This is a genomic window from Rummeliibacillus pycnus (assembly GCF_002884495.1).
GTDB classification, from domain to species: domain Bacteria; phylum Bacillota; class Bacilli; order Bacillales_A; family Planococcaceae; genus Rummeliibacillus; species Rummeliibacillus pycnus.
Window position 1 is genome coordinate 1,372,960 of record NZ_KZ614145.1, and the last position, 19,851, is coordinate 1,392,810.

At 35.2% G+C, this 19,851-nt stretch carries 15 protein-coding genes and 2 pseudogenes; 3 read left to right on the forward strand and 14 right to left on the reverse strand.

What is annotated here, in order from left to right; all coding sequences use genetic code 11:
* Nucleotides 1-299 precede the first annotated feature (299 nt).
* From CEF14_RS06910 to CEF14_RS06925, 4 genes are all read right to left on the reverse strand, one after another.
* On the reverse strand, nucleotides 300-1,007 hold the full coding sequence (locus CEF14_RS06910) for a hypothetical protein (protein WP_102692178.1): 708 nt from the start codon (nucleotides 1,005-1,007) through the stop codon (nucleotides 300-302).
* 503 nt (nucleotides 1,008-1,510) lie between these two features.
* On the reverse strand, nucleotides 1,511-2,749 hold the full coding sequence (locus tag CEF14_RS06915) for a glycosyltransferase family 2 protein (RefSeq protein WP_102692179.1): 1,239 nt from the start codon (nucleotides 2,747-2,749) through the stop codon (nucleotides 1,511-1,513).
* 18 nt (nucleotides 2,750-2,767) lie between these two features.
* Entirely contained in the window at nucleotides 2,768-4,675 is a 1,908-nt protein-coding gene (locus tag CEF14_RS06920; RefSeq protein ID WP_102692180.1) for a DUF2334 domain-containing protein, read from the reverse strand.
* Nucleotides 4,676-4,898: 223 nt separating this feature from the next.
* Complete coding sequence (locus CEF14_RS06925) at nucleotides 4,899-5,735, reverse strand: DMT family transporter (protein ID WP_102692181.1); 837 nt, start codon at nucleotides 5,733-5,735, stop codon at nucleotides 4,899-4,901.
* A 309-nt stretch (nucleotides 5,736-6,044) separates the two neighbouring features.
* Here CEF14_RS06925 and CEF14_RS06930 point away from each other — a divergent pair, with 309 nt between their 5' ends.
* Together CEF14_RS06930 and CEF14_RS06935 are read left to right on the forward strand one after the other, a co-directional pair.
* Entirely contained in the window at nucleotides 6,045-6,377 is a 333-nt protein-coding gene (locus CEF14_RS06930) for a hypothetical protein (protein WP_102692182.1), read from the forward strand.
* 273 nt (nucleotides 6,378-6,650) lie between these two features.
* Entirely contained in the window at nucleotides 6,651-7,046 is a 396-nt protein-coding gene (locus CEF14_RS06935) for a (deoxy)nucleoside triphosphate pyrophosphohydrolase (protein WP_102692183.1), read from the forward strand.
* A gap of 132 nt (nucleotides 7,047-7,178) precedes the next feature.
* On the opposite strand, the gene CEF14_RS18965 is transcribed toward CEF14_RS06935, so the two are convergent.
* Together CEF14_RS18965 and CEF14_RS19460 are read right to left on the reverse strand one after the other, a co-directional pair.
* Nucleotides 7,179-7,343, reverse strand: coding sequence for a hypothetical protein (locus CEF14_RS18965; protein ID WP_170061467.1), 165 nt, complete (start codon nucleotides 7,341-7,343; stop codon nucleotides 7,179-7,181).
* Nucleotides 7,264-7,829: pseudogene (locus CEF14_RS19460) on the reverse strand (nuclease domain-containing protein). Before CEF14_RS19460 ends, CEF14_RS18965 begins: the two are co-directional and overlap by 80 nt.
* 656 nt (nucleotides 7,830-8,485) lie before the next feature.
* On the opposite strand from CEF14_RS19460, the gene CEF14_RS06950 reads away from it, so the two are divergent.
* Nucleotides 8,486-10,207, forward strand: coding sequence for a hypothetical protein (locus CEF14_RS06950; protein ID WP_211284571.1), 1,722 nt, complete (start codon nucleotides 8,486-8,488; stop codon nucleotides 10,205-10,207).
* A gap of 432 nt (nucleotides 10,208-10,639) precedes the next feature.
* On the opposite strand, the gene CEF14_RS06955 is transcribed toward CEF14_RS06950, so the two are convergent.
* From CEF14_RS06955 to CEF14_RS06990, 8 genes and pseudogenes are all read right to left on the reverse strand, one after another.
* Nucleotides 10,640-11,059 (reverse strand): helix-turn-helix domain-containing protein, encoded by a 420-nt coding sequence (locus CEF14_RS06955; RefSeq protein WP_102692186.1) that lies wholly within the window; start codon nucleotides 11,057-11,059, stop codon nucleotides 10,640-10,642.
* Between the two features lie 82 nt (nucleotides 11,060-11,141).
* Nucleotides 11,142-11,870, reverse strand: a pseudogene (locus tag CEF14_RS06960) (response regulator transcription factor).
* Between the two features lie 7 nt (nucleotides 11,871-11,877).
* On the reverse strand, nucleotides 11,878-12,885 hold the full coding sequence (dcm, locus tag CEF14_RS06965) for a DNA cytosine methyltransferase (RefSeq protein ID WP_102692187.1): 1,008 nt from the start codon (nucleotides 12,883-12,885) through the stop codon (nucleotides 11,878-11,880).
* 322 nt (nucleotides 12,886-13,207) lie between these two features.
* Nucleotides 13,208-14,434 carry an NgoFVII family restriction endonuclease gene (locus tag CEF14_RS06970; RefSeq protein WP_245890078.1) on the reverse strand — a complete coding sequence of 409 codons (1,227 nt, stop codon included), beginning with the start codon at nucleotides 14,432-14,434 and terminating at the stop codon, nucleotides 13,208-13,210.
* 110 nt (nucleotides 14,435-14,544) lie between these two features.
* On the reverse strand, nucleotides 14,545-15,204 hold the full coding sequence (locus CEF14_RS06975; RefSeq protein ID WP_102692188.1) for a TetR/AcrR family transcriptional regulator: 660 nt from the start codon (nucleotides 15,202-15,204) through the stop codon (nucleotides 14,545-14,547).
* Nucleotides 15,205-15,612: 408 nt separating this feature from the next.
* Entirely contained in the window at nucleotides 15,613-17,118 is a 1,506-nt protein-coding gene (locus tag CEF14_RS06980) for a sodium:solute symporter family protein (RefSeq protein ID WP_102692189.1), read from the reverse strand.
* Nucleotides 17,119-17,142: 24 nt separating this feature from the next.
* Nucleotides 17,143-17,895 (reverse strand): SDR family NAD(P)-dependent oxidoreductase, encoded by a 753-nt coding sequence (locus tag CEF14_RS06985; RefSeq protein ID WP_102692190.1) that lies wholly within the window; start codon nucleotides 17,893-17,895, stop codon nucleotides 17,143-17,145.
* The gene (locus tag CEF14_RS06990) at nucleotides 17,895-19,634 is read right to left on the reverse strand and encodes a methyl-accepting chemotaxis protein (protein WP_102692191.1); all 1,740 of its coding nucleotides are present in this window, start codon (nucleotides 19,632-19,634) and stop codon (nucleotides 17,895-17,897) included. The genes CEF14_RS06985 and CEF14_RS06990 overlap by 1 nt, the downstream gene beginning before the upstream one ends.
* Nucleotides 19,635-19,851 lie beyond the last annotated feature (217 nt).

Here is a 19,851-nt window from a genome sequence, read left to right on the forward strand (position 1 = left end):
TTATTCAACAGCAGATATATACTATACATTTTTGTGTTACTACACTTTTTCAGTGGCCTTCTGTTAAATACATAGGTACCCATCATTTCATATCTTGCATTTTTACAAAAGCTTAAGTCACTCAAATATAAACTGGTGTCGCTGAAAATACCCACAAAATATTCCATGGTTGAGTATTTAAGTGTCTTATAAATATCTTCGGAAATAACATTAATCCATCTTTATTTGTTGTAAGAATATGTAGTCCAGTAAGTTATTGTTTAAAACCGTCTCATTTCCTATCGTATTGATCCCCTCTTTTATAAACTAGAAGGATCCTCCATTGTCGCATCCACTTGTTTTCTGTTATTTAGATCATCGTTTTTTGTATTATCTGTTTGTTTTTTTATTTCATTGCCCATCTTTTGTTGTATATCCTTAATTTTACCCTCTAAATCATTTAGCTGATTATATTTAAGATCACTAAAAACACCTCTTCCAGCATCTGTTGCAATTTCACTTTTTAAAGTGTTTACTTTTGTGTTTAAAGCATTTTTAACTTTAGCGAAATTTTTTATTTGTTTTAACATTTTAGCGTGGGTAAGCAATTGATCTGTTTCTGTTTGATGTTGTTCTGACTTCTTACTGTTATTTTCATTTTTTCCTAATGCATTACTCCGTTGTTTTATTTCTTCTTCTGCAATTTTTTTATCAATATCGGAAATTTGCTTTTCAAATTCTTTGAGTTGTTCTTTGATCGTTGAAATATTTTGACCTTTATTTAACGTCCTATCAGTTAAATCAGTTTTCATCTTTTCAATACTTTCACGTTGTTTTAAAAGGCTTTCAATTAATGGATTTTTAGAACTTTTCCCCCTCTTTTTATGGAATAATGTATTTCCTTGAGCACTAATACTAACCGTATCTTTCTGAGTATCAGTTGGAAGCATTTGATGATGTTGAAACGCTAAATTTGATTGAAACATACTAATTATTGTGGATTGATCAGTTGAAGATAGAATTTTCATAATCATTACTCCTTTTTACACATACTGTACTTTTTATCGGGTTTAAAAAATTTTTTTAAACTCCACTGAATTCCAAGGATGAACCGGCTTTATATCTTATCCTATTATTGATCATTAGCTTATCCTACTTTTACTTAAAAACAATAAATTCTAGAGAATACATCCAACTCCCAACAATATTTTTCAAAAAGGCAGTACTTTGGCTATTAATGACCAAAGTACTGCCTTTTTAAATTTAATATTCGTCCCATTTTTTTAAAATACTAAATCAAAAACCACCTTTAGTACGTTTCTAATTCAGCAATCTTACGCTAGTTAATAAATCTAATATCTGATAAAGACTTAGTTAATACTCTTGGGTAATTCCATTTGGTGCTCAATAATTTAATGACATACGATAGAAAGTGAAAAAAATAGCCTCGAAACCTTTCTACCGTATCTTTTAATGCTGGACCATGTCAGTTTTGACAGCGCTAAGTATGTTAACAAGTTATACATCCTAGCTATTCCTTCATATCCTCAAATCGTAACGAACGAGTATGAACGGTATGGTGCCAAGATTTATTTTTGCTTGTTAGGAATCCTATTAAAGTAATCGGGAACCATGTGAATTGGAACACTGGAAATAGTATGAGTCCCCAATAGGATTTTAGAGGACGTTTTTCCAATAGCATAACTAATGGGAATTGTAAAAATAAGAGTATATTTAACAGTATCCAGCCCCAATCAGGAACCACTTTTAATATGGCGAAGTGGGTATATAAAGGTGTCGCCAGTTGCAAAAACGTCATGATCCATACTGCTGCAACGAGTAGGAAACGGATTGGCTGGAATAAGTACAATGCCGCATCGAATTGAGAAAAGCTACGACTTCTAATGGCATGTCCAAGAAGTGGCTTCATATATCTTCTTGCACATTCCGTATGCCCTCTAATCCAGCGTATTCTTTGCCTAATAGAGCTTCTAAGTGTAATTGGTTTTTCATCATAAATAATCGCATCATTTGCCCATGTGGGATAGATTCCTTGAATTACACAACGGGCTGTAAATTCTACGTCCTCCGTAAGCGATGTTGCATTCCAACCCATTTCTTTAAGTAATGCCGCGTCGAAGCACATCCCTGTTCCAGCCAAAGTATTGGGCATCCCCCAATTCTCCCTTGCCTGTTGCCACAATCTATTCATGAACCAATAACTAATCGCATACGAGAGTGTAACCCATGAATCGTAAGGGTTTTTCGTCTCGACGTAACCTTGAATTACTCGATGGCCATTTAGTAACTTGTTATTCATCTCATGTAAAAAGTTTTCACTCACTAAATTGTCTGCATCAAATATGACAACTGCATCGAACTGTCGATCTCTTTGCCATAGCTGATTGAGCATCCATTCTACTGCATATCCTTTGCCTTTTCGAACTTCATCAAACCTCTTCATCGCATGAACACCATGTTCACTTGCAATCTGGGCGGTGCAGTCTGTACAGTTATCACAGATGACGAAGACATCATACAATTCTTTCGGATAATCCAAGTTGTTAAGGTTATCTAGAAGAGGTGCGATGACCTTCTCCTCATTGTGTGCCGCAACAAGGACGGCAAATGTTTTTTCTGGTGCGTGCTTCTTTTCTGTCTCCACTTTTCTCTTTTTATAACCGGCTAAACTAATAATAAATTGAAAAATAGTAACGGAAAAAATAATTACTTGCAATATGTCAGCAATTATTATTAAAACTAGATGCATACTTTCTTCCTTTCGACATTAAGGATTCACACTTCGAAAAGACAGAGCGATATCTAATACATTCTCCGAATTATCGTAGGATCCAATATCTGTTTTTCCATTGCCATCAAAGTCAGCAACAATTCCGATTCTTCCTTTTCCATGAGCCCATGGACCAAAGTCATTATCAAGAGGAACAAACTGATGATTCCCCTTATTCTCATATATTTTCCATACGCCAGTCTTCGAAGTATAAATAATTAAATCGCTTTTCCTATCTCCATTTGGATCGCCAACGAGTATTTGATCACCAGGACTTAAGTTAATCCCTTCAATTTTAGACTGAGTGTATTGACCATTCCCATTATCATAGAGAACGGATACACGCCGGTCTTTTCGAGATACACAAAGGATGTCGTTTTGAAAAGAGCTCTCAAATTGTCCTATATATAAATCCGAATCCTTAGGAAAAGAAGACTGTACCTTACTTATGACAAGTTTATTATTTACAAAATGAATGAATATTATTTGTTCTTTTTGCTTGGCAATCAAGCCACTATCTTTTTCTGATTGGATTTTCTTTAAATCTTGAAGTCCAGAAGATAGCTTTCCTAGCAATACAGGCGCTAAAAAACAACTTTCATCTGCAAATGAAACCCGAAGTTCCCCTGTTTTTTTGTTATAACTAATCAAATCCTGCTTGCCATCATTGTTCCAATCTGAAAGAATTAACTCTTCTTCAGATAAAAAGGTATGATTCAACCATACTTGAGAGGCAGTCTGTGGACGATTGCGTGGCAGTTTATACGTCTGAGGAACTACAAGCACTCGATGCTTTTCGACGACAATCACATCCGTATGACCTTGACCAGTTACATCGCCCAGTAATATTTGTTGCGTATTCGTTCTAGGGAGTGTCACGCGATGAGCAGGAGAAAACGGGATCATATCATGGAGTGACATCCAGCGATATCCCTCATTTTCAAAACCATCCAACAGCCTATGAAGATATGACCTTAAACCGTCTTCCTTATATTTAAAAACAGGTAGTCCATCCTTTATCAACTGCTTACCATCCACTCCTACCTGTTCCTCCAAATAAGGAAATTCCAGAAATGGATGCAAGTATAATGATGCTAGACCATTGGTTTTAGCTGCTTTTGATAAGATCTGGTCTACAGATTTTTCATCTTTCACATAGCTGTAAGTAGTAGGCACATAAATAGAACCTAGACTACTCTGTCCATAAGTATTCTTCGTATCGTAAACGTTTATATCCTTTAATGTTCGGAGGGAAAAGAAATCAGGTTGATACAGGATTCCTATGAAAGAACGAAACACCTTTTCCTGCCCCCGAGTGTCGTGATAATGAGGTGTTTCCCAAAACATTGGTTGTAAACCCGCTTGCTCAAACGCTGCGATACTTTGTGTAATTCGTTCAGCCGCATAAGAACGTTCCTTTGTTTCAGGTTCTCCTTTCACCTTAAACTCATTGCCAGTACCTGAAATCTGATTGTTACCAGCGTTAGCTGTCTCTCCATATTGATGACTGTAGCCATGCATCCCCAAAATGGCACCGTGTTTCTCACCTTCTTGAAGAAGTTTGATCAAATGACTGACAACTGAATCGGGATTGGGGTCATCTATTCCTCTTTCCTTCCAGGTTCCATCCGCTCCAATACTCACCCATCTCGGAATCACGGCTATGTGATAAGGAATATTCTTCGTCTGTATATATTCCATAACGGCTCGTAGCTTTCCTAATCCTTCCAAACTCCCATAAACACCGCCAGGCCCGATGTCTTCTAGTCGAATCATTGCATGTTGTTTATTGGTGTTTGGATAAATATTTTCTCCTGTAAAAGTAAGTTGGTATAATAGGACGGTCACTGTGACAATAACGGTAGCCGCAATAATACCTACCCATTTCCAAAACTTACGCTTCAAGCCTAATTCTCCTCCAACTTTATATTTTTCAAAAATTCGTACATTAGTTACTATACCCTCATTTAAATAAATTAATCCTTCTACTATGCAATACACTATTCACTGTTTCGTAAAATGTTTGATATAAAAATACGACTTAACCAAAACTATGTGAAAAAAACACATAGCTTCGATTAAGTCGTATAGAAAAATTTCTTATTTTTTAAATAGTGTTTCGCTGCTATTAAATCTTTGTAAGTACGATTCCAGTAATTGCCGTTAAAATACCAATGATTTGATAAGCTTTTATTTTTTCTTTATATAATAAGACACTACCGAGTACTACAACTAAACAGCTTAGGCTCACAATTGGAAAAACAATACTTGCAATCCCTGTGTCCAATGAGAAAAAGTAGCTACTATAACCTACAACACTAAAACAGCCAATAACCGAACCAAATTTCACTTCAGAACGTAGCCATTTTTCTCTCGTTACTAAACTTTGGATGATCAAATAGATCGCACCACCACCATACATACACACTAACGTATTGATGGAATCAATTTGTAAATGAGAAGAGGTCTTCATCAACACACCAAGAACTCCAAAACATAGTATTGACAATAAAATTCGATACATCCAAGGCATATAATTGATGTTGCCTGCACTGCCTGGTTTATATTGAATAACTGCCGCTGATCCAAGCATGACAACAATACCAATCCATTGAATTAACGTAATATGCTCATGAAAAATAAGTGCAGCACTCAAAATCGGAATCACTGTATACGTACTGATAATTGGAGAAGTCAAACTTGCAGGACCTTTTTCAAATGCCTTTGTCATTTGAATATTACCATTTGCATTTAAAATGCCAATGATTGCACCAAGTACGATTGTTAATAGATTAAATGGGGCAAATCCTTTGATTACTCCATATCCACACATTAACAAAAATGCGATCAAGTAAAAGAAAAACTGCATATGCACTTTTGACATTCCTTTACCTGTTGTTGCCTTAAAAATAAGATTATTAATGCCAAAACAAAACATCGTCAAAACTGCTGCTACAATCCACATAAAAATCCTTCTCTCTAGTTGCTATTGCTAATTTTAGTATGAAGACTGCTGACATGAAACAATTTTTACGATATTCATCATATCTTGTATGAAATTGGTAGAAGACATGCATGAAATAGAAAATTTGAATTCTCTTGAATACAAAATTAGATCAACATTCTTTGGTGTCGTTCTCTCTTACTCATCAAATCCCAAAAGATAGGACTTTAACTTTTTTTGTAAATTCATTAAAATGAATATAATGATTTTGGGGATACTTGTCGAACTCTGAAATCCGAAATTGAGATTAAAAAAGGAAGGTGAAAAATAATGGTTGATAAAATTGAGTATTTAATAATTATATTATTTATCATCGGGCTTACATACGGATTCGTTATACAACTTCACCATACAATGACTATCAAAAAAATGGTCAGATATAAATATAAAAGATTACTCATTGGTAATTACCTATCAAGTGTGACGCTTTTTGGTTTTATCATTTCTTTTATATTAAACGTTTTAGTAGCACTACAAATCATACAAACCAATAGCATCACAAGTGATACTACTGGTTTTGGATGCACTCTATTTCTTTTGGGCTTTTTTATAGCTGAGTTTTTAGTTATTCCTAATAAGATAGTTAATGAAGATTTATCATAGCTTCTTTATCTTTCAAAGTAATAAGATAGTAAGATTTTACTCATTTTGAAATTCCTTTAATATGAAGTTTGCTCTTGTATACTGTAAAATATAAAGTGAAACTTTAATCAGTGGGGGGTTTCTTCATCCCCACTGATTATTAGTTGAACCAATCGGGCTTTTACGGGCAGTTTATCTCCCACCTAACTTCTTTGCTTTCGCTTAATTTTGTGGTGGGAGTATTACTGCCCGTTATTGCGGGATAAAGTGATTACAATAAAGGAGCAATATATTATGAAAAAATCACTACACGTCGTTGGAGCAATTATTGAAAATGAAAAAAATGAGGTTTTCTGTGCATTAAGAGGCCCTGAAATGTCTCTAGCGAACTTTTGGGAATTCCCTGGTGGTAAAATCGAAGCTGGAGAAACTCCCCAACAGGCTCTAAAACGTGAAATTTCAGAAGAGTTCAGTTGTCTAATTGAGGTTGGCCAAAAAGTAGAAGATACTATATATGAATATGAAAAAGTTATTGTCCGTTTAGAAACGTACATGGCCAAGATTGTACAAGGTGTCCCTACAATAAGTGAACATGCTGATGCCCAATGGGTTTCACGTCAAAGTCTTTCGCAACTTGAATTTGCCCTTGCGGATGTGCCAGCCGTGAAAAAATTGTTGTCTGGAATATAAAAGTACGAAAAAAAGATTTGGAAATCAAGTCGCTTAACTAAAATTATGTTGCTAATCACATTGTTCTTGGCAATATCCCCTCAGCTTGTAATTTATCTGCTGTTTTATTAAGTAGATTAACTATAATTCTTTCTACAAGCTGCCTGGCATTAGGTAAAATGGTAGTCCACCAATATTAACCTTCTCGATACTCTTATATTGAGGATGGTTTTGATAGTCATCTTCTTGGTTCCATGGAATTAAAACATATGCACCAAATGATGTACGATGTACGAGAGTATTTACCATAACTTTCAACGACTATCGCATCTCGGTATCTGTGAATTGGGTTAATATCCTCCTGTTGTGGTCCTGGGCGACTTGTTTCATCCTCTCCTAAATCGATTCTGTATATTGCATTGAAAATGTATTGGAATTTATAATCCTTTCCTATTTTTCCAATACTCAATATAGAATCTGGTTTTTCTGTACAGTTAGAACATCTTTTTTGGACGTACTGTATTGATACTCTAAAATGATATCTTCACCGATATTTTTAAATCTCTGTTCAGCCTGTTTCAACTTCTCTAAATTCACAAATAATCCATCGCGATTTACTTGAACAATATTTTGAAAAAATTGCTCACACTTATCTTGCAACATTTTAACTAGTTTTAAAAGTTTCCAATATTGATAAAGCTTTGCTATATCTTTAATCGACATTTTATAAATACCTTTTTGCAATTCTGTACTTTTTGATAGAGTATCATAAATTTGAAATACTTCTCGATAGCCTAAAGCCATTTGTAAAACCAGACTTATTACTTATCGGTCTAGTTTACCGATAGCCCTTAGCCCATATGAAATCATGAATATGTTTAATAAGATCCCCTGCATTTAAATCGTCTACTAACATCTCTTCAGCAATTTTTTTAGTTTAAAACTGAAGATATTCCTCACTTTTCAAACTTAGCAATAACTCTAAATTAGCATATTTAATGGGGTTTCCTTTGTAAGTTGGAAATGCATTGCCGCCTTTATTTGCTAGATCAGTTGTAGAAAAATGCTATTCATAATATGCGAAAAAACTGTAGTAAAGCTTTCAGATGAATTTTACCGTTTTAACCAGCAATATTCGAACCGTATTTCGTTTTATAAAGCCAACGGACTCCATATATTCCTTTATAAAATTTTTAGAAATGCTTGAAAGCATATTTTGCTACACCCCATGTTTTTTCAGGGAATGAACCATCCACAACAACAATCTCCTTATCACTCATTTTACGTTCAATTATCATGTATTGATAGTGTTTGTCAGTAAGTGGAGCTCCTTCGTGTATTCGTCTAAATATGTATTCCAACACATAAGACTCTAATTTAGTACGTATTTTATAAAATGCTTTCGTTTTTTTGTTATACTTGTTTCATAGAAATTTGTACTGGATTGAGAGGGACAAAATATGTGGAACGAACTAGAAAGGAAAAAGAAGGACAAGTACAAGATATTAATAACGAATTTCGCAAGTTTAAGCGAGGCATTCTCGCAGAAAGCCGAAACGGAAGACGGAAAGGAAATTATCGAAACAGTTGCACCAATTGTGAACTCTAAGTTTCAAGAAACGGCGTTTCAACGGGCGTTTGGAGCACTAGGCGAGGATATTGCGAACACGAGTTACGACGCATCGCTGAAGTTAGACGACAAGCACAAGTATCTCGTTGGTATCAAGTCGTTTGGTATTCATTCAGGCGACCAAAAAATCGCTCAGTTCAAGGCGAACAGTGAGGCTGACGGATGGAACGTGACGCTTGCTAAAGTCAAAGAGAATGCGCTTGTTATCGACTCAAAAGAGCGTGCTGACATTGAGAATGAGCCTTTGTATCGTGATGTGGCACTAAAAATAGCCAAGTTACGCAATGAACGTATAGCGTCCTCTAAGGAGCAAATAAAAGGGTTCGACGCTAACGACGTGAATGTTGAAGCGGTATATCACGTGCTTATGCCGTCGAAAAAAGGCGAAAAACCGCAAATCAATGTCGGAGAAACTGATTATTTGCCTATCGACGTAGAAAACTTGACTATACTTGGTTCGACAGGTCTTAAAACTCCTACGAATTTCAAGTTCACGGACGGTCAACACAATTACAAGTACACCGCTGCGGACTCGCAACTGCTAATGACTTTTAACAACCGTGAAATCGTGGTCGAAACATGGGATGTTGAGTATGTTGCAGACGCATTTTCCTTCTTCGAGAACTTGCACGAAAACTTCGAAATAGGCGCACTGGCCGCAAACGAGCCTGCAATCATCCAAGAAACTGTTTCTTGGATGATTGCAGACGAAAACGGCTACGTCGAAGAAAACTCGGGCTTTAACGGGTTCGACGGTGCGACTAAACTGGGAAAGAAAGACGAATACAGAGAAAATCGCATCGCAAAGTTTGAAAACGAGTACACTGAATATATGTCGAACGAAGACATGTCGTTCATCGTGGCTCATCTAAACGACATTCTGCTTAACGAGTGGCGTTCCATCGAAGATAAGCGCCAAATGAAGCGTTTGCGTGCCGAACTTATGGAATTAGTTGAGTCGCTTGGTAACAAGGAAATCGAGAACGCCGTAAGTAAGTTGGTTTATCGTCCCGCGAGCGAAATGTATATTCCAATACCCGATTCGCGCAAGTTCCACAACGAGCACCCTGATTTCTTCGGGAAAAACATCGGTACATTCATGGATGGTACGAGTAAGCTCGCACTCTCTAAAAGTGAACGCTCATTCCGATTAGAATTCTTGCCGAGTGGGGACGCAATCACTGCGTACATCAACCAAGACAACGGAAAAAGTATTCAGTCCACGCAAAATCAAGGCATACTAGGCGAATGGATACTGCGAGGTGTGTTCCAGTTAGCCAAACGCGAACCGTTGACAGGCAAACGCCTAGATGAGCTAGGAATTAACGCAATTCGTTTGAAGAAGTTTAGCGACCATGCACGTGGAATAGGGTTAGAATTCACGTGGATAGATGTCTCAAACCCGCCAAGCGACGCGATTGGTTGGGTTAGTCGATTGTCTCGTGAGAACATCGTAAGCGGCGCATCCTATGATCTAACGCGAAAGGGCACTATTATGCCGTTAGTCGCAGAGCATGACACACAGAAGTATGATACTTCGGGACACGAATAAGATTGGAGAATGCCCGAACCTTACGCAGAAAGTGCTTTCGATATGATCTATTGGAAGAACGGCAATGATTGGGTTTGGGTTTATGAAATGAATGGGAAAGAATGGACATACGTTCTTTAAGAACAAAACGACACTCCAGACTATTAATAGAAAATCAACAACGTCGATCATTGTGTAGTAAAATGTCGGTATGTATCAAATTGGGATGTTACGCTTGGGATTGCCCGCGGTATGTTCCAAGAAGATAAAAAACTGAATAACACTTAATCCATATAGAGCACCCTAGGGGTTTGCTCTTTTTTGGTGCGGTTTATCACAAAAAGTACGCTATACAAGTTCTTTAATTTGTATCTTTAGGTTTGGAGCATTTTCTGTGCCGTTTAAGGTTGCTGATCTACTTATTGATTTATATGCTTTGCATGCTTACTAATTTTAAATATTTATATTTAATAATTCACTAGGTTGCACATGGCATTTTTTACATATTGTAAATAATCTATCTAATGGTGGCGTTCTATTACCTGCTTCATATTTTGCCCATGTACTCAAAGATACTCCTACTAAAGTAGCTATTTCTTCTTGACTCAAATTTAAACTTATTCTTAATTGATGTATCCTTTGATATAGTAATTTGTAATTTTGAGATATTTTTATATATGGTCCGGCAATATTGAATACATGATCTATAGACAAATTTAATTCTTTACATATTTTTAAAAATACTCCCAGCTCCGGAATACGTCTATTATTTTCGTATGCACTTAGCGTGTTTACTGATATATTTAATTTATTTGCTAAATCTTTTTGAGGCATTGGACCTCTACTGCTTTTAATATGAGTACCTAATTTCATTTATTAACCACCTCAATATGTATTCCTCTATAATAAAAAACCACTTCAATCGTTTACTTTGCAATTGAAGTGTGTTATTTAGTCATTGCACAACAAATTTATAACCAATTCCCCATACAGTCGTAATCATTTTAGCTGCTTCTGGTGAAACCTTGTTCAATTTTTCTCTTAAACGTTTTACATGTGTATCTACCGTTCGTAAATCTCCAAAGAAGTCATAGTGCCAAACTTCCTTTAAAAGATCTTCTCGTTCAAAAACTTTATCAGGTGATTTAGCTAAGAAAATGAGTAAATCATACTCTTTAGGAGTTAAAGCAATTTCTACATCATCTACTAATACTTTATGAGCATCATAATCAATAGATAGGTGTTCAAAAATAATAATATTTTTAGCGGATACTGAAGACATCATTCCTACATCTGTTATGGCTCTTCGGAGAATAGATTTAACACGTAAAGTTACTTCACGTGGACTAAATGGTTTAACAATGTAATCATCTGCACCTAGTTCAAAGCCTGCTATACGGTCAGATTCATCGCCGTTAGCTGTTAATAAGATAATAGGAGTTATGTTATCACTCTCTCGAATCTCTTTACAAACTATTAAACCATCTTTTTCGGGCATCATTATATCCAAAATAATACAGCTATAATTACTTTCTGCAATTTATAGTAATGCCTCGTTCCCATTTTCAGCTTCTTGTACTGCATAACCATCTCTTGTTAAATACATATTCAGTAAACGGCGGATTCTTTCTTCGTCATCTACTACTAATATACGTCCAAAATTCTCATTTTCCAAAATTCTTATTCCCCCTCTATATTAATTGTAATATTAATTGTTCAGAATCTTCATGTTTTGGTGGCTCATAGTTACCATTGGCATTAAGTGCAGTCATTATATTTTCTGCAATTCTTCTAACAACAGGTACTACTACAGAGTTTCCAGCTTGTTTGTATAAATGTGACATTGCAAGGTTGGCCGGCAATTTAAATTCTAAAGGGAATCCCTGTACATTAAAGCACTCTTTAGGTGTTAATTTTCTGATACCATATTTCGTATAAATTAGCGGTACATTGTGACCACCTGTTCCCATATTTGCTGTTAAAGTTGGGCAAACGCCTGATTTATTTTCACGGACATATTGTCTACGCCATTGATAAATTGTTTCGCTACTAACTATATTCCTTTCCAATTCATCGTAAAATTTACACTTTTCTGGAGTATAGTAGAATTTATCATCTACTTTAGATTCAAAATCAATAACATCTCTTAATTTTCTTTCTAGTGGAATTGTTGATGGAAACTCAAATTTCTCGTAATCTTTCTCATTTAGGAAAGCAACAATATAAATTCGTTCCCTGTTTTGTGGTACGTTTCCATACTCACAGCCATTCATTACTTTATCTCTTACTTTATATCCGTTTGCTTCCAGTGCTCCCTTAATAACACGGAATGTGTTTCCATTATCGTGCCCCACCAAGTTTTTAACATTTTCTAAGAAAACAACACGTGGTTTTTTCACTTCGACTAACCGTAAAACTTCAAAAAATAGGTTACCACGATCATCTTCAAATCCTTTTCGATAACCTGCAATACTGAACGCTTGACAAGGGAATCCTCCTGTTAAAATATCTACATCTGGAAAATCATCTGGTTCAACATTGTGAATATCATCAACACGAAGTTCATGTGAATGATTTAATTGATAAGTAACAGCAGCATTCTTGTCAAACTCATTTGCCCAAATGACATTAAACCCGGCTAACTCAAACCCAAGTTCAATTCCTCCTACTCCTCCAAATAGACCAGCTAAAGTATACATATTTTTCCACTCTCTTTTTTAGCGGCGTGCCGCTTTTTTTAAATTTATAATTAATAAACTATTAATCTTCATTTTCTATATAACCTTAATTTTCATTTTACCAAACTTTTGTTCGTCTGTCTTCTACGATGATTATCTATTATAACATACAAAAATCCGAAGATATATTTCATCTTCGGATTCAATCTCTAACAAAATTTTGCATGACATTCTTCATATTTAGGCAATGTTCCATAATAAACAATCTATCAGTATCTTTCCTATTAGCATGGATATCTAAATAGATATTCCCATATTAAGGTTAAATATTATAAACATTTTCTCATAATGTTTCCTCTATAAGTTCTTTTCTTAATTCTGGCATCCGATTTGTAACTTTTCGAATATCTTCCTGTAGACTAATCTTCCACTTTTCAAACGCATACATTTCAGCTAACTCAATTTTAAAATTTTTATTGTTTATTTTACTTATTTTTAACGAATCTACTCCTAGTTCGATTAAACGTTGCATCGTTAATAATTCTCTAGCTTGTAATCCCAGAACATCATGTAAAATCCATTTACCAAGAATATTTTGAGGATTAGTTTGTAAGCTCTTACCGTTAGTTTGTGTTATAATTGCATCAATTGATCTACCATCTGGTAAATGTAATTTAAATCCTTCGGAAGCATTTCTTTCTTCTCGATTCAGTGCATTAAATCCGAAGAAATTCGGATATAATCGATGTATCCATACAGGTATTGTTATGTAAGCCTCAAAATTCGGGCGATTTTTATTCGATCCTTTATTCTTTGATGCTCCATTCCAAGCATTAAATCCAGACTTCTTCTTAACCTGCATCGTTTTTCCATCCGAATAGATTGGTAAATAGATTACGTCTTTAATTTCATTCTTATTTAAGTAATCTGGTATATGTATCATTTTTATTAATTCAAATGGATCATTGAATTGTACAATTGGTACTTGTGTAATAATTTTGGCAGAGGAAGCATCAAATTCTTCTAATAAAACACTTTTACTAGCATAAAACTTATAATTTCTTATTCCGTCAGTAAAAGAGTACGTTTTACCATTTGAATTCATTAGTTTTATAGAGTCCAGTTGCACTAAATCATAGTCCCTTTCAAAAATATTCATTACATTATCATCTCTAGTAATATAATGGTAAATATCTTTATTTGTTTTGTATTGCCTTTTATCTAATAGAATTCTATTATTTCTTAATTGAGATACTTTCTGCACAACTTCTTCTGGACTAGCATTTTCAATAAGAGGTCTTATTTCTGTAGGTGCTAACTTATTAAATTCTGCAACTTTTTGATAAGTAAAATCCCCATTATGAATCCATGTTTTTAATCCAATACCTATATTTCCTTCACCAAAATTTGCAACTGCATCAAAAGCAGAATCTTTTCTCGTCAAGTCTTTTACTCTAAAAACTCTAGAATATAACTTTTCATGATTCCGATAATATAAATAAGGTTTTTTTGCATTTTCTCCTTCTTGATTGTCTTTAAATAGACCTGATAACGCACCAAATATTTTCAAAAACTGAATATACTCATTTTGCTCTGATTCAGAAAACTTATCCCAAATTATACCATTAATAATAACCACGACCTTTTACTAGATTTTCTGTTTTTACTACAATTTCATGGTTATTCATTTTGCTTGTATCCTCCAATATCAGAATAATGTTCGGATATTTTTTGTATCAATTGATCACTGACAATGTCGGCCCCTAATCCCTTCATCATTTGTTGTAAAAATCGTAATCGATTCACTGTATCCGTATGTTTTCGTTCAAATAATATAGGATTAATCCAAATATTCACTAACAGCATGAAAATTTCTGCACACTCAGTTGGATAATCCGTAGTGATTGACCCATCCTCTTTTCCCTCTAACATAATTTTCGCTATATAAGGCGCATCCTTATTGACACCATTTCTAATACCTGTCAAGACAAATTGTGGATTCTTAATCTGCTCGCTCAAAATACTGTCTACGGAATGTGCTTTAGGATCTGCCACAACATGTTCTAAGATCTTCACAAGTTTTTCTTTGGCATTAGCTGCTTGCGTTTTATGAATCAGCTCATTTAACATTTGCTCAGCATAACTAAATTGTTGCTCCATCACAGCAAATAATATTTCTTCTTTTGATTTGAAGTGATGGTAAATTGCCCCCTTCGACATACCTAATGCACTAATAATGTCTTGAATACTAGTTTTTTCATAACCTTTTTCTCTAAAAAGTTCTGTTGATACTAACAGTATTTGTTCTAACGTTTGCTCTGGATATTTATTTCTCGCCATATTCATTCTCCTTTTTAATACCGACCGTTGGTATTTATAATAAGTGATAATTTTTTCCAAGTCAATATTAAGAAATAATAATACCTCGGATTTTTTCAAAAATATGAAAAATATTTAAAATTACCTTTCTTAAAACTAAAAGCAGCACAATAGAAGGAACTTAGAAATAATTGCATAGCAAATGCATCTCTCCCAAAAACCAAGGCACTACCACCACCCTACCTGACTTCTCTTTGGTTGTACCGTTAATGTTGCATCCGTAGAATTAGTAGTTTTTGAATAGAAAAGTAATCTGAAGGGTAAATAAAAGAAGGAGTACAAACAAAGGATAGCTAAAGCAAAAAATATCCGCTTTAGCTATCCTTTTCATCTTTGATAAAACATAAATATGTTATTTTTACAATCTATCTAGCTTGCGGTTGTTTTTATTTCTTCTATTTCTTCTTTGCTACCTACTTCATCTAATGATTTATCTTTCTCGATTTTATGCATGTCGAGAACGTGTTGTGAAGGCGGGATGATGAGGCTTACAACGACGATTGTAATTCCAGAAATGACAACTCCTGAGAAACCAGGTACTAGCCAAAGCTCACTTAACAATCCGATAAAGCCATCCGATTCAATTTTCGGTCCAGGAACATGCGTAAGAGATGTCGTAATATAATAGACAAGTCCTACAGAGATGCTAGCCCAAACAGCTGGAGTACTTACTCGTTTCCAGAATGGTCCCAGAACAATTGGCCAGAAAATCGTAACAAATATAATATCCCACGCTAAATAGGCTAAGTCGATTACTTTTTGTGCACTAACAGCCAAAAAGAAGCCAAATACAGCACTGACTAGAATCATGATTCTGGAGAATAATAATAGCTTTTTTGAATCTGGATTCTTATTTATAAAATCGAGATAAATATTTTTCGTCACAATCCCTGATGTAGCAACGTAACAAGCGGCAACAGTTGACATCCCCATGGCTGCCATCGCTGTTAAGAATATCGCTGATAACAACGGAGGGAAATAACCTTGTGCAAATGCTAACATCAGTGTTTCCGGATTAGAACTATTTGGGTAAATTGTTTTAAAAGCTTCTCCTAACATACCTGGCATCCAACTAATCGCTATTATGACAATGCCTGCAATAATCATACTCTTTTGTGCTATACGCGGACTTTTTGCAGCAGCAACCCTTTGTCCTAAATCCACAGCTGGAATATCACCAAGTGCTAAAACTAAATAGAGCGTCCAAAATTCTACTCCACCCTTATTAAATAATTCACTTACATTCCACCAGTCTGGGTTAAAGGTAATATCAGGATAATAGAACATGATAAATATCGTGATGCCTAGAATCCCAGCAATCGCAAGTGTCCCTTGAACCACTTCAGTATATGCAACAGCCCATAATCCGCCTATAACGGAATATAACGCTGTTAAAGATACAAATAATAAGGCAGCTGGTAAAAAGTCGATTTGTAGAAGGGTTTGGATAATATAGGTTCCCCCAACAGTTAGTGCGCCAGCATTGAAAACGCCAAATGCTATTGCCATCACAATTCCTGTATATGCACCTAATTTTTTACTCCCATATCGTAAGCCATAATAATCTGCCAATGTCCAACCTCTTAATCTTCTAAGAGGTTTTGTCCATATCATTGCGCCTAAAATCATACATGTGCCTAAGCCACCCATTGTAGCAGATCCCTCGAATCCACCACTTCTATAACCTGAACCAACTGCGGCAAAGAAGAATGGTGCCGCTAATAATGCGGCAACCAAACTCCCCGTTACAACAGACAATGGCATACTCCAGCCCGCCACTATTAAGTCCTCAGCTGTCTTGACACGGCGATAACCCTTGAAACCAATATAATATATAAAAATCAAATACAAACTAAAAACGACAATATTCAACAATTCCATTACTCCCTAACTTCAACATTATCCATTCATGACTCCCCCACCATTAGGGCCCAAAATTTGTCCTGTATAAAAATCAGCCATTTCTGATGCTAAAAACAAGACACTTTTTGCGATTTCCTCTGGTTGGGCTAATCGTTTTAATGGGTATTTTGCTGACTCTTCCTCGACATAATTATCTCCAAAAGCTAACAAAATATCTGTATGTGTTCCGCCTGGCGCCACAGCATTAACATTAATATACGGTGCCAACTCTCTAGCTAATGATTTCGTAAAAGCATTGATACCACCTTTTGCAGCTGAATAATGCGCATATTCTTCACAGCCTAAACTTCCTAAATCGGAAGAAATATTAACGATTTTACCTTTTTTCCTTTTCAACATTCTTTTTGCTGCTTCTCGGCAATTGTAGAAGTTTCCATAGAGATGAACCTTTATCATTCGGTCCCATTGTTCATCAGTCATTTCTGTTATGGGTGCACTTTGTGCAATTCCTGCATTGTTCACAAGGATATCAATTTCACCTAGTTGACGGTCCATGTATTCAAACAATTCGGCTACTTGTTTAGAATCTGATACATCCGCGTTGCATTTGAGCGCCTTTACACCATACTCCTCAGCTTGTAAACGAACAGTCTCTGCTGTTTGGTCGTCTCCTACATAATTGATCAAAACATTAGCACCTTGTTCAGCAAATGCTAATGCAATTGCCTTTCCAATCCCCATGCTTGAACCTGTAATCAGTACATTTTTCCCTGCGAGTTTTAAGTCCATTATTTTTCATCCTCTAATTCAAATTTCGTAATAAGTGCATGCAATTCCTCTGCTGTATGTCCTAAAGTGGAAGAAGCATCCTTTACTTCTTGCATTGCTAATAATTGCTCTTCTGTTGAATTTGAAACACTCATTGAAAATTCCGCAGATTGTTGCGCTGATGATTTCATATTATTAAGCGATGCTGCTACTTCCTCAGATGCTGCAGATATTTGTTGCGATGCAGCTGAGATTTCTTGGATTTGTCCCGCTACATCTTCCGTAGATTTCAATATATCTTTGAAAATAGAACCTGCTTTTGTTGTAAAATCGATGCCAACTTTTACATTTTCTTTTCCTTTTTCTACAACTATTAAGGAGGCATCTGATTCTGATTGAATTTCATGAATGATCTTGAATATTTCAGAAGCAAAATGGGATGATTGTTCGGCTAATTTCTTAACTTCACCAGCAACTACAGCAAATCCTTTACCATGCTCACCAGCTCTTGCTGCTTCAATTGCTGCATTAAGAGCTAATAGATTGGTTTGCTCTGCTATATCAGTGATAAAGTTCACAATACCACTAATTTTACTTGAGTTATCATTTAGACCACGAATCGTATCATCCATCTGACTAACGGATTCACGGATTAAGTTCATTTGATCAATGATTTGTTGAATGACTTCATTACCTTGTTTCGCCGCATTTGTAGTGAGTTGAGATGATTCAGAAACGGTATATGCTGACTCGGCGATTTTTTGGATACTTTCTGCTGATTCTCCCATTGCAAGTGCTGTTTCTTCTGTCATTACTAGTGATGTTTTAGCATTTTGGGCGATAAGTTCCATTTCTTTAGAAACTTGAGAAGCATTATTGTAAGTCTCATTTGCATTCGCTGTTAGTTGGCTAGCTGATGAAGCAACGTTGTTTGATGTATTTTTAATATTCGATATGATGTGTTGTAAATTTGAAACCATTATTTTAATAGATTGTGAAAGCTTTCCTACCTCATCATTTGAAGCCTTAAGCTCTACATCTTTTAAATCGCCATTAGCCACTTGATTTGCAACAACTACTGCTTTATTGAGTGGTTTTAGTAGACGTGTGATTGTCACATATAGGATGCCTAGTAATAGCAATAGACCTAAAATTGCCGTAATAATTTGTTTCATAATACTTTTAGTAATGATTGTATTAATATAATCGGCTGAATAATCTATTCCAAGTACTGCAACTGTCTTTCCGCTTTCATCTTTTAAAGGCATAAAAACAGTTCGCCATGAACCGTATGAATCTTTGAAAATACTCGTTACTTCCGGTCGATCGTTCTCAATAGCAAGTTTTGCAGTTTTCACATGAATTGGAGCAAGATCTGTAAATAATTCCCCTGCATTATATACATCATTTAAATTTTTAGTGTAACCAAGAGTGGTAACGCCATTTGTTTCCATCCTCCATATGTAACTCCAATACATCGTTCCTTGTTTTTCTTTTATGTTGTCTAATTTACTTTGCAATTCCAGGAATTTCGGATCTTTTTCTCCATTTACCGTTAATATGTCCGATACTTCTTTTGGACTTATGTTCATGGCTGTCAATAACCCAACACTTTTTAATTCTTGTTTAAGGCTATCTTCCATTTGACCTTTCAATTGCGTAACACTTTGAGTTGTAATGACTGCAAAAAGTGCAATGACAATAATAGAAACTGTTAATAATAGCTTATATTTTAAGGACAGTCTTTTCAAAAAACGCATAGCTTAATCTTACATCTCCTTCTACTTTTTTCTTGTAAAAATAATAATTAAATCAGTACATCTTAAGAATAAAGCAAATTTTGATTATAAAAATAACTTTAGACCTATAATTAAATAAACAAGCATTACAATAAGCCTATTTATTTTACTTAAAAAATATAACATACATTTTAATATGTAGCAATTACACATGACTATAGTGATTATTTGTTTTTAT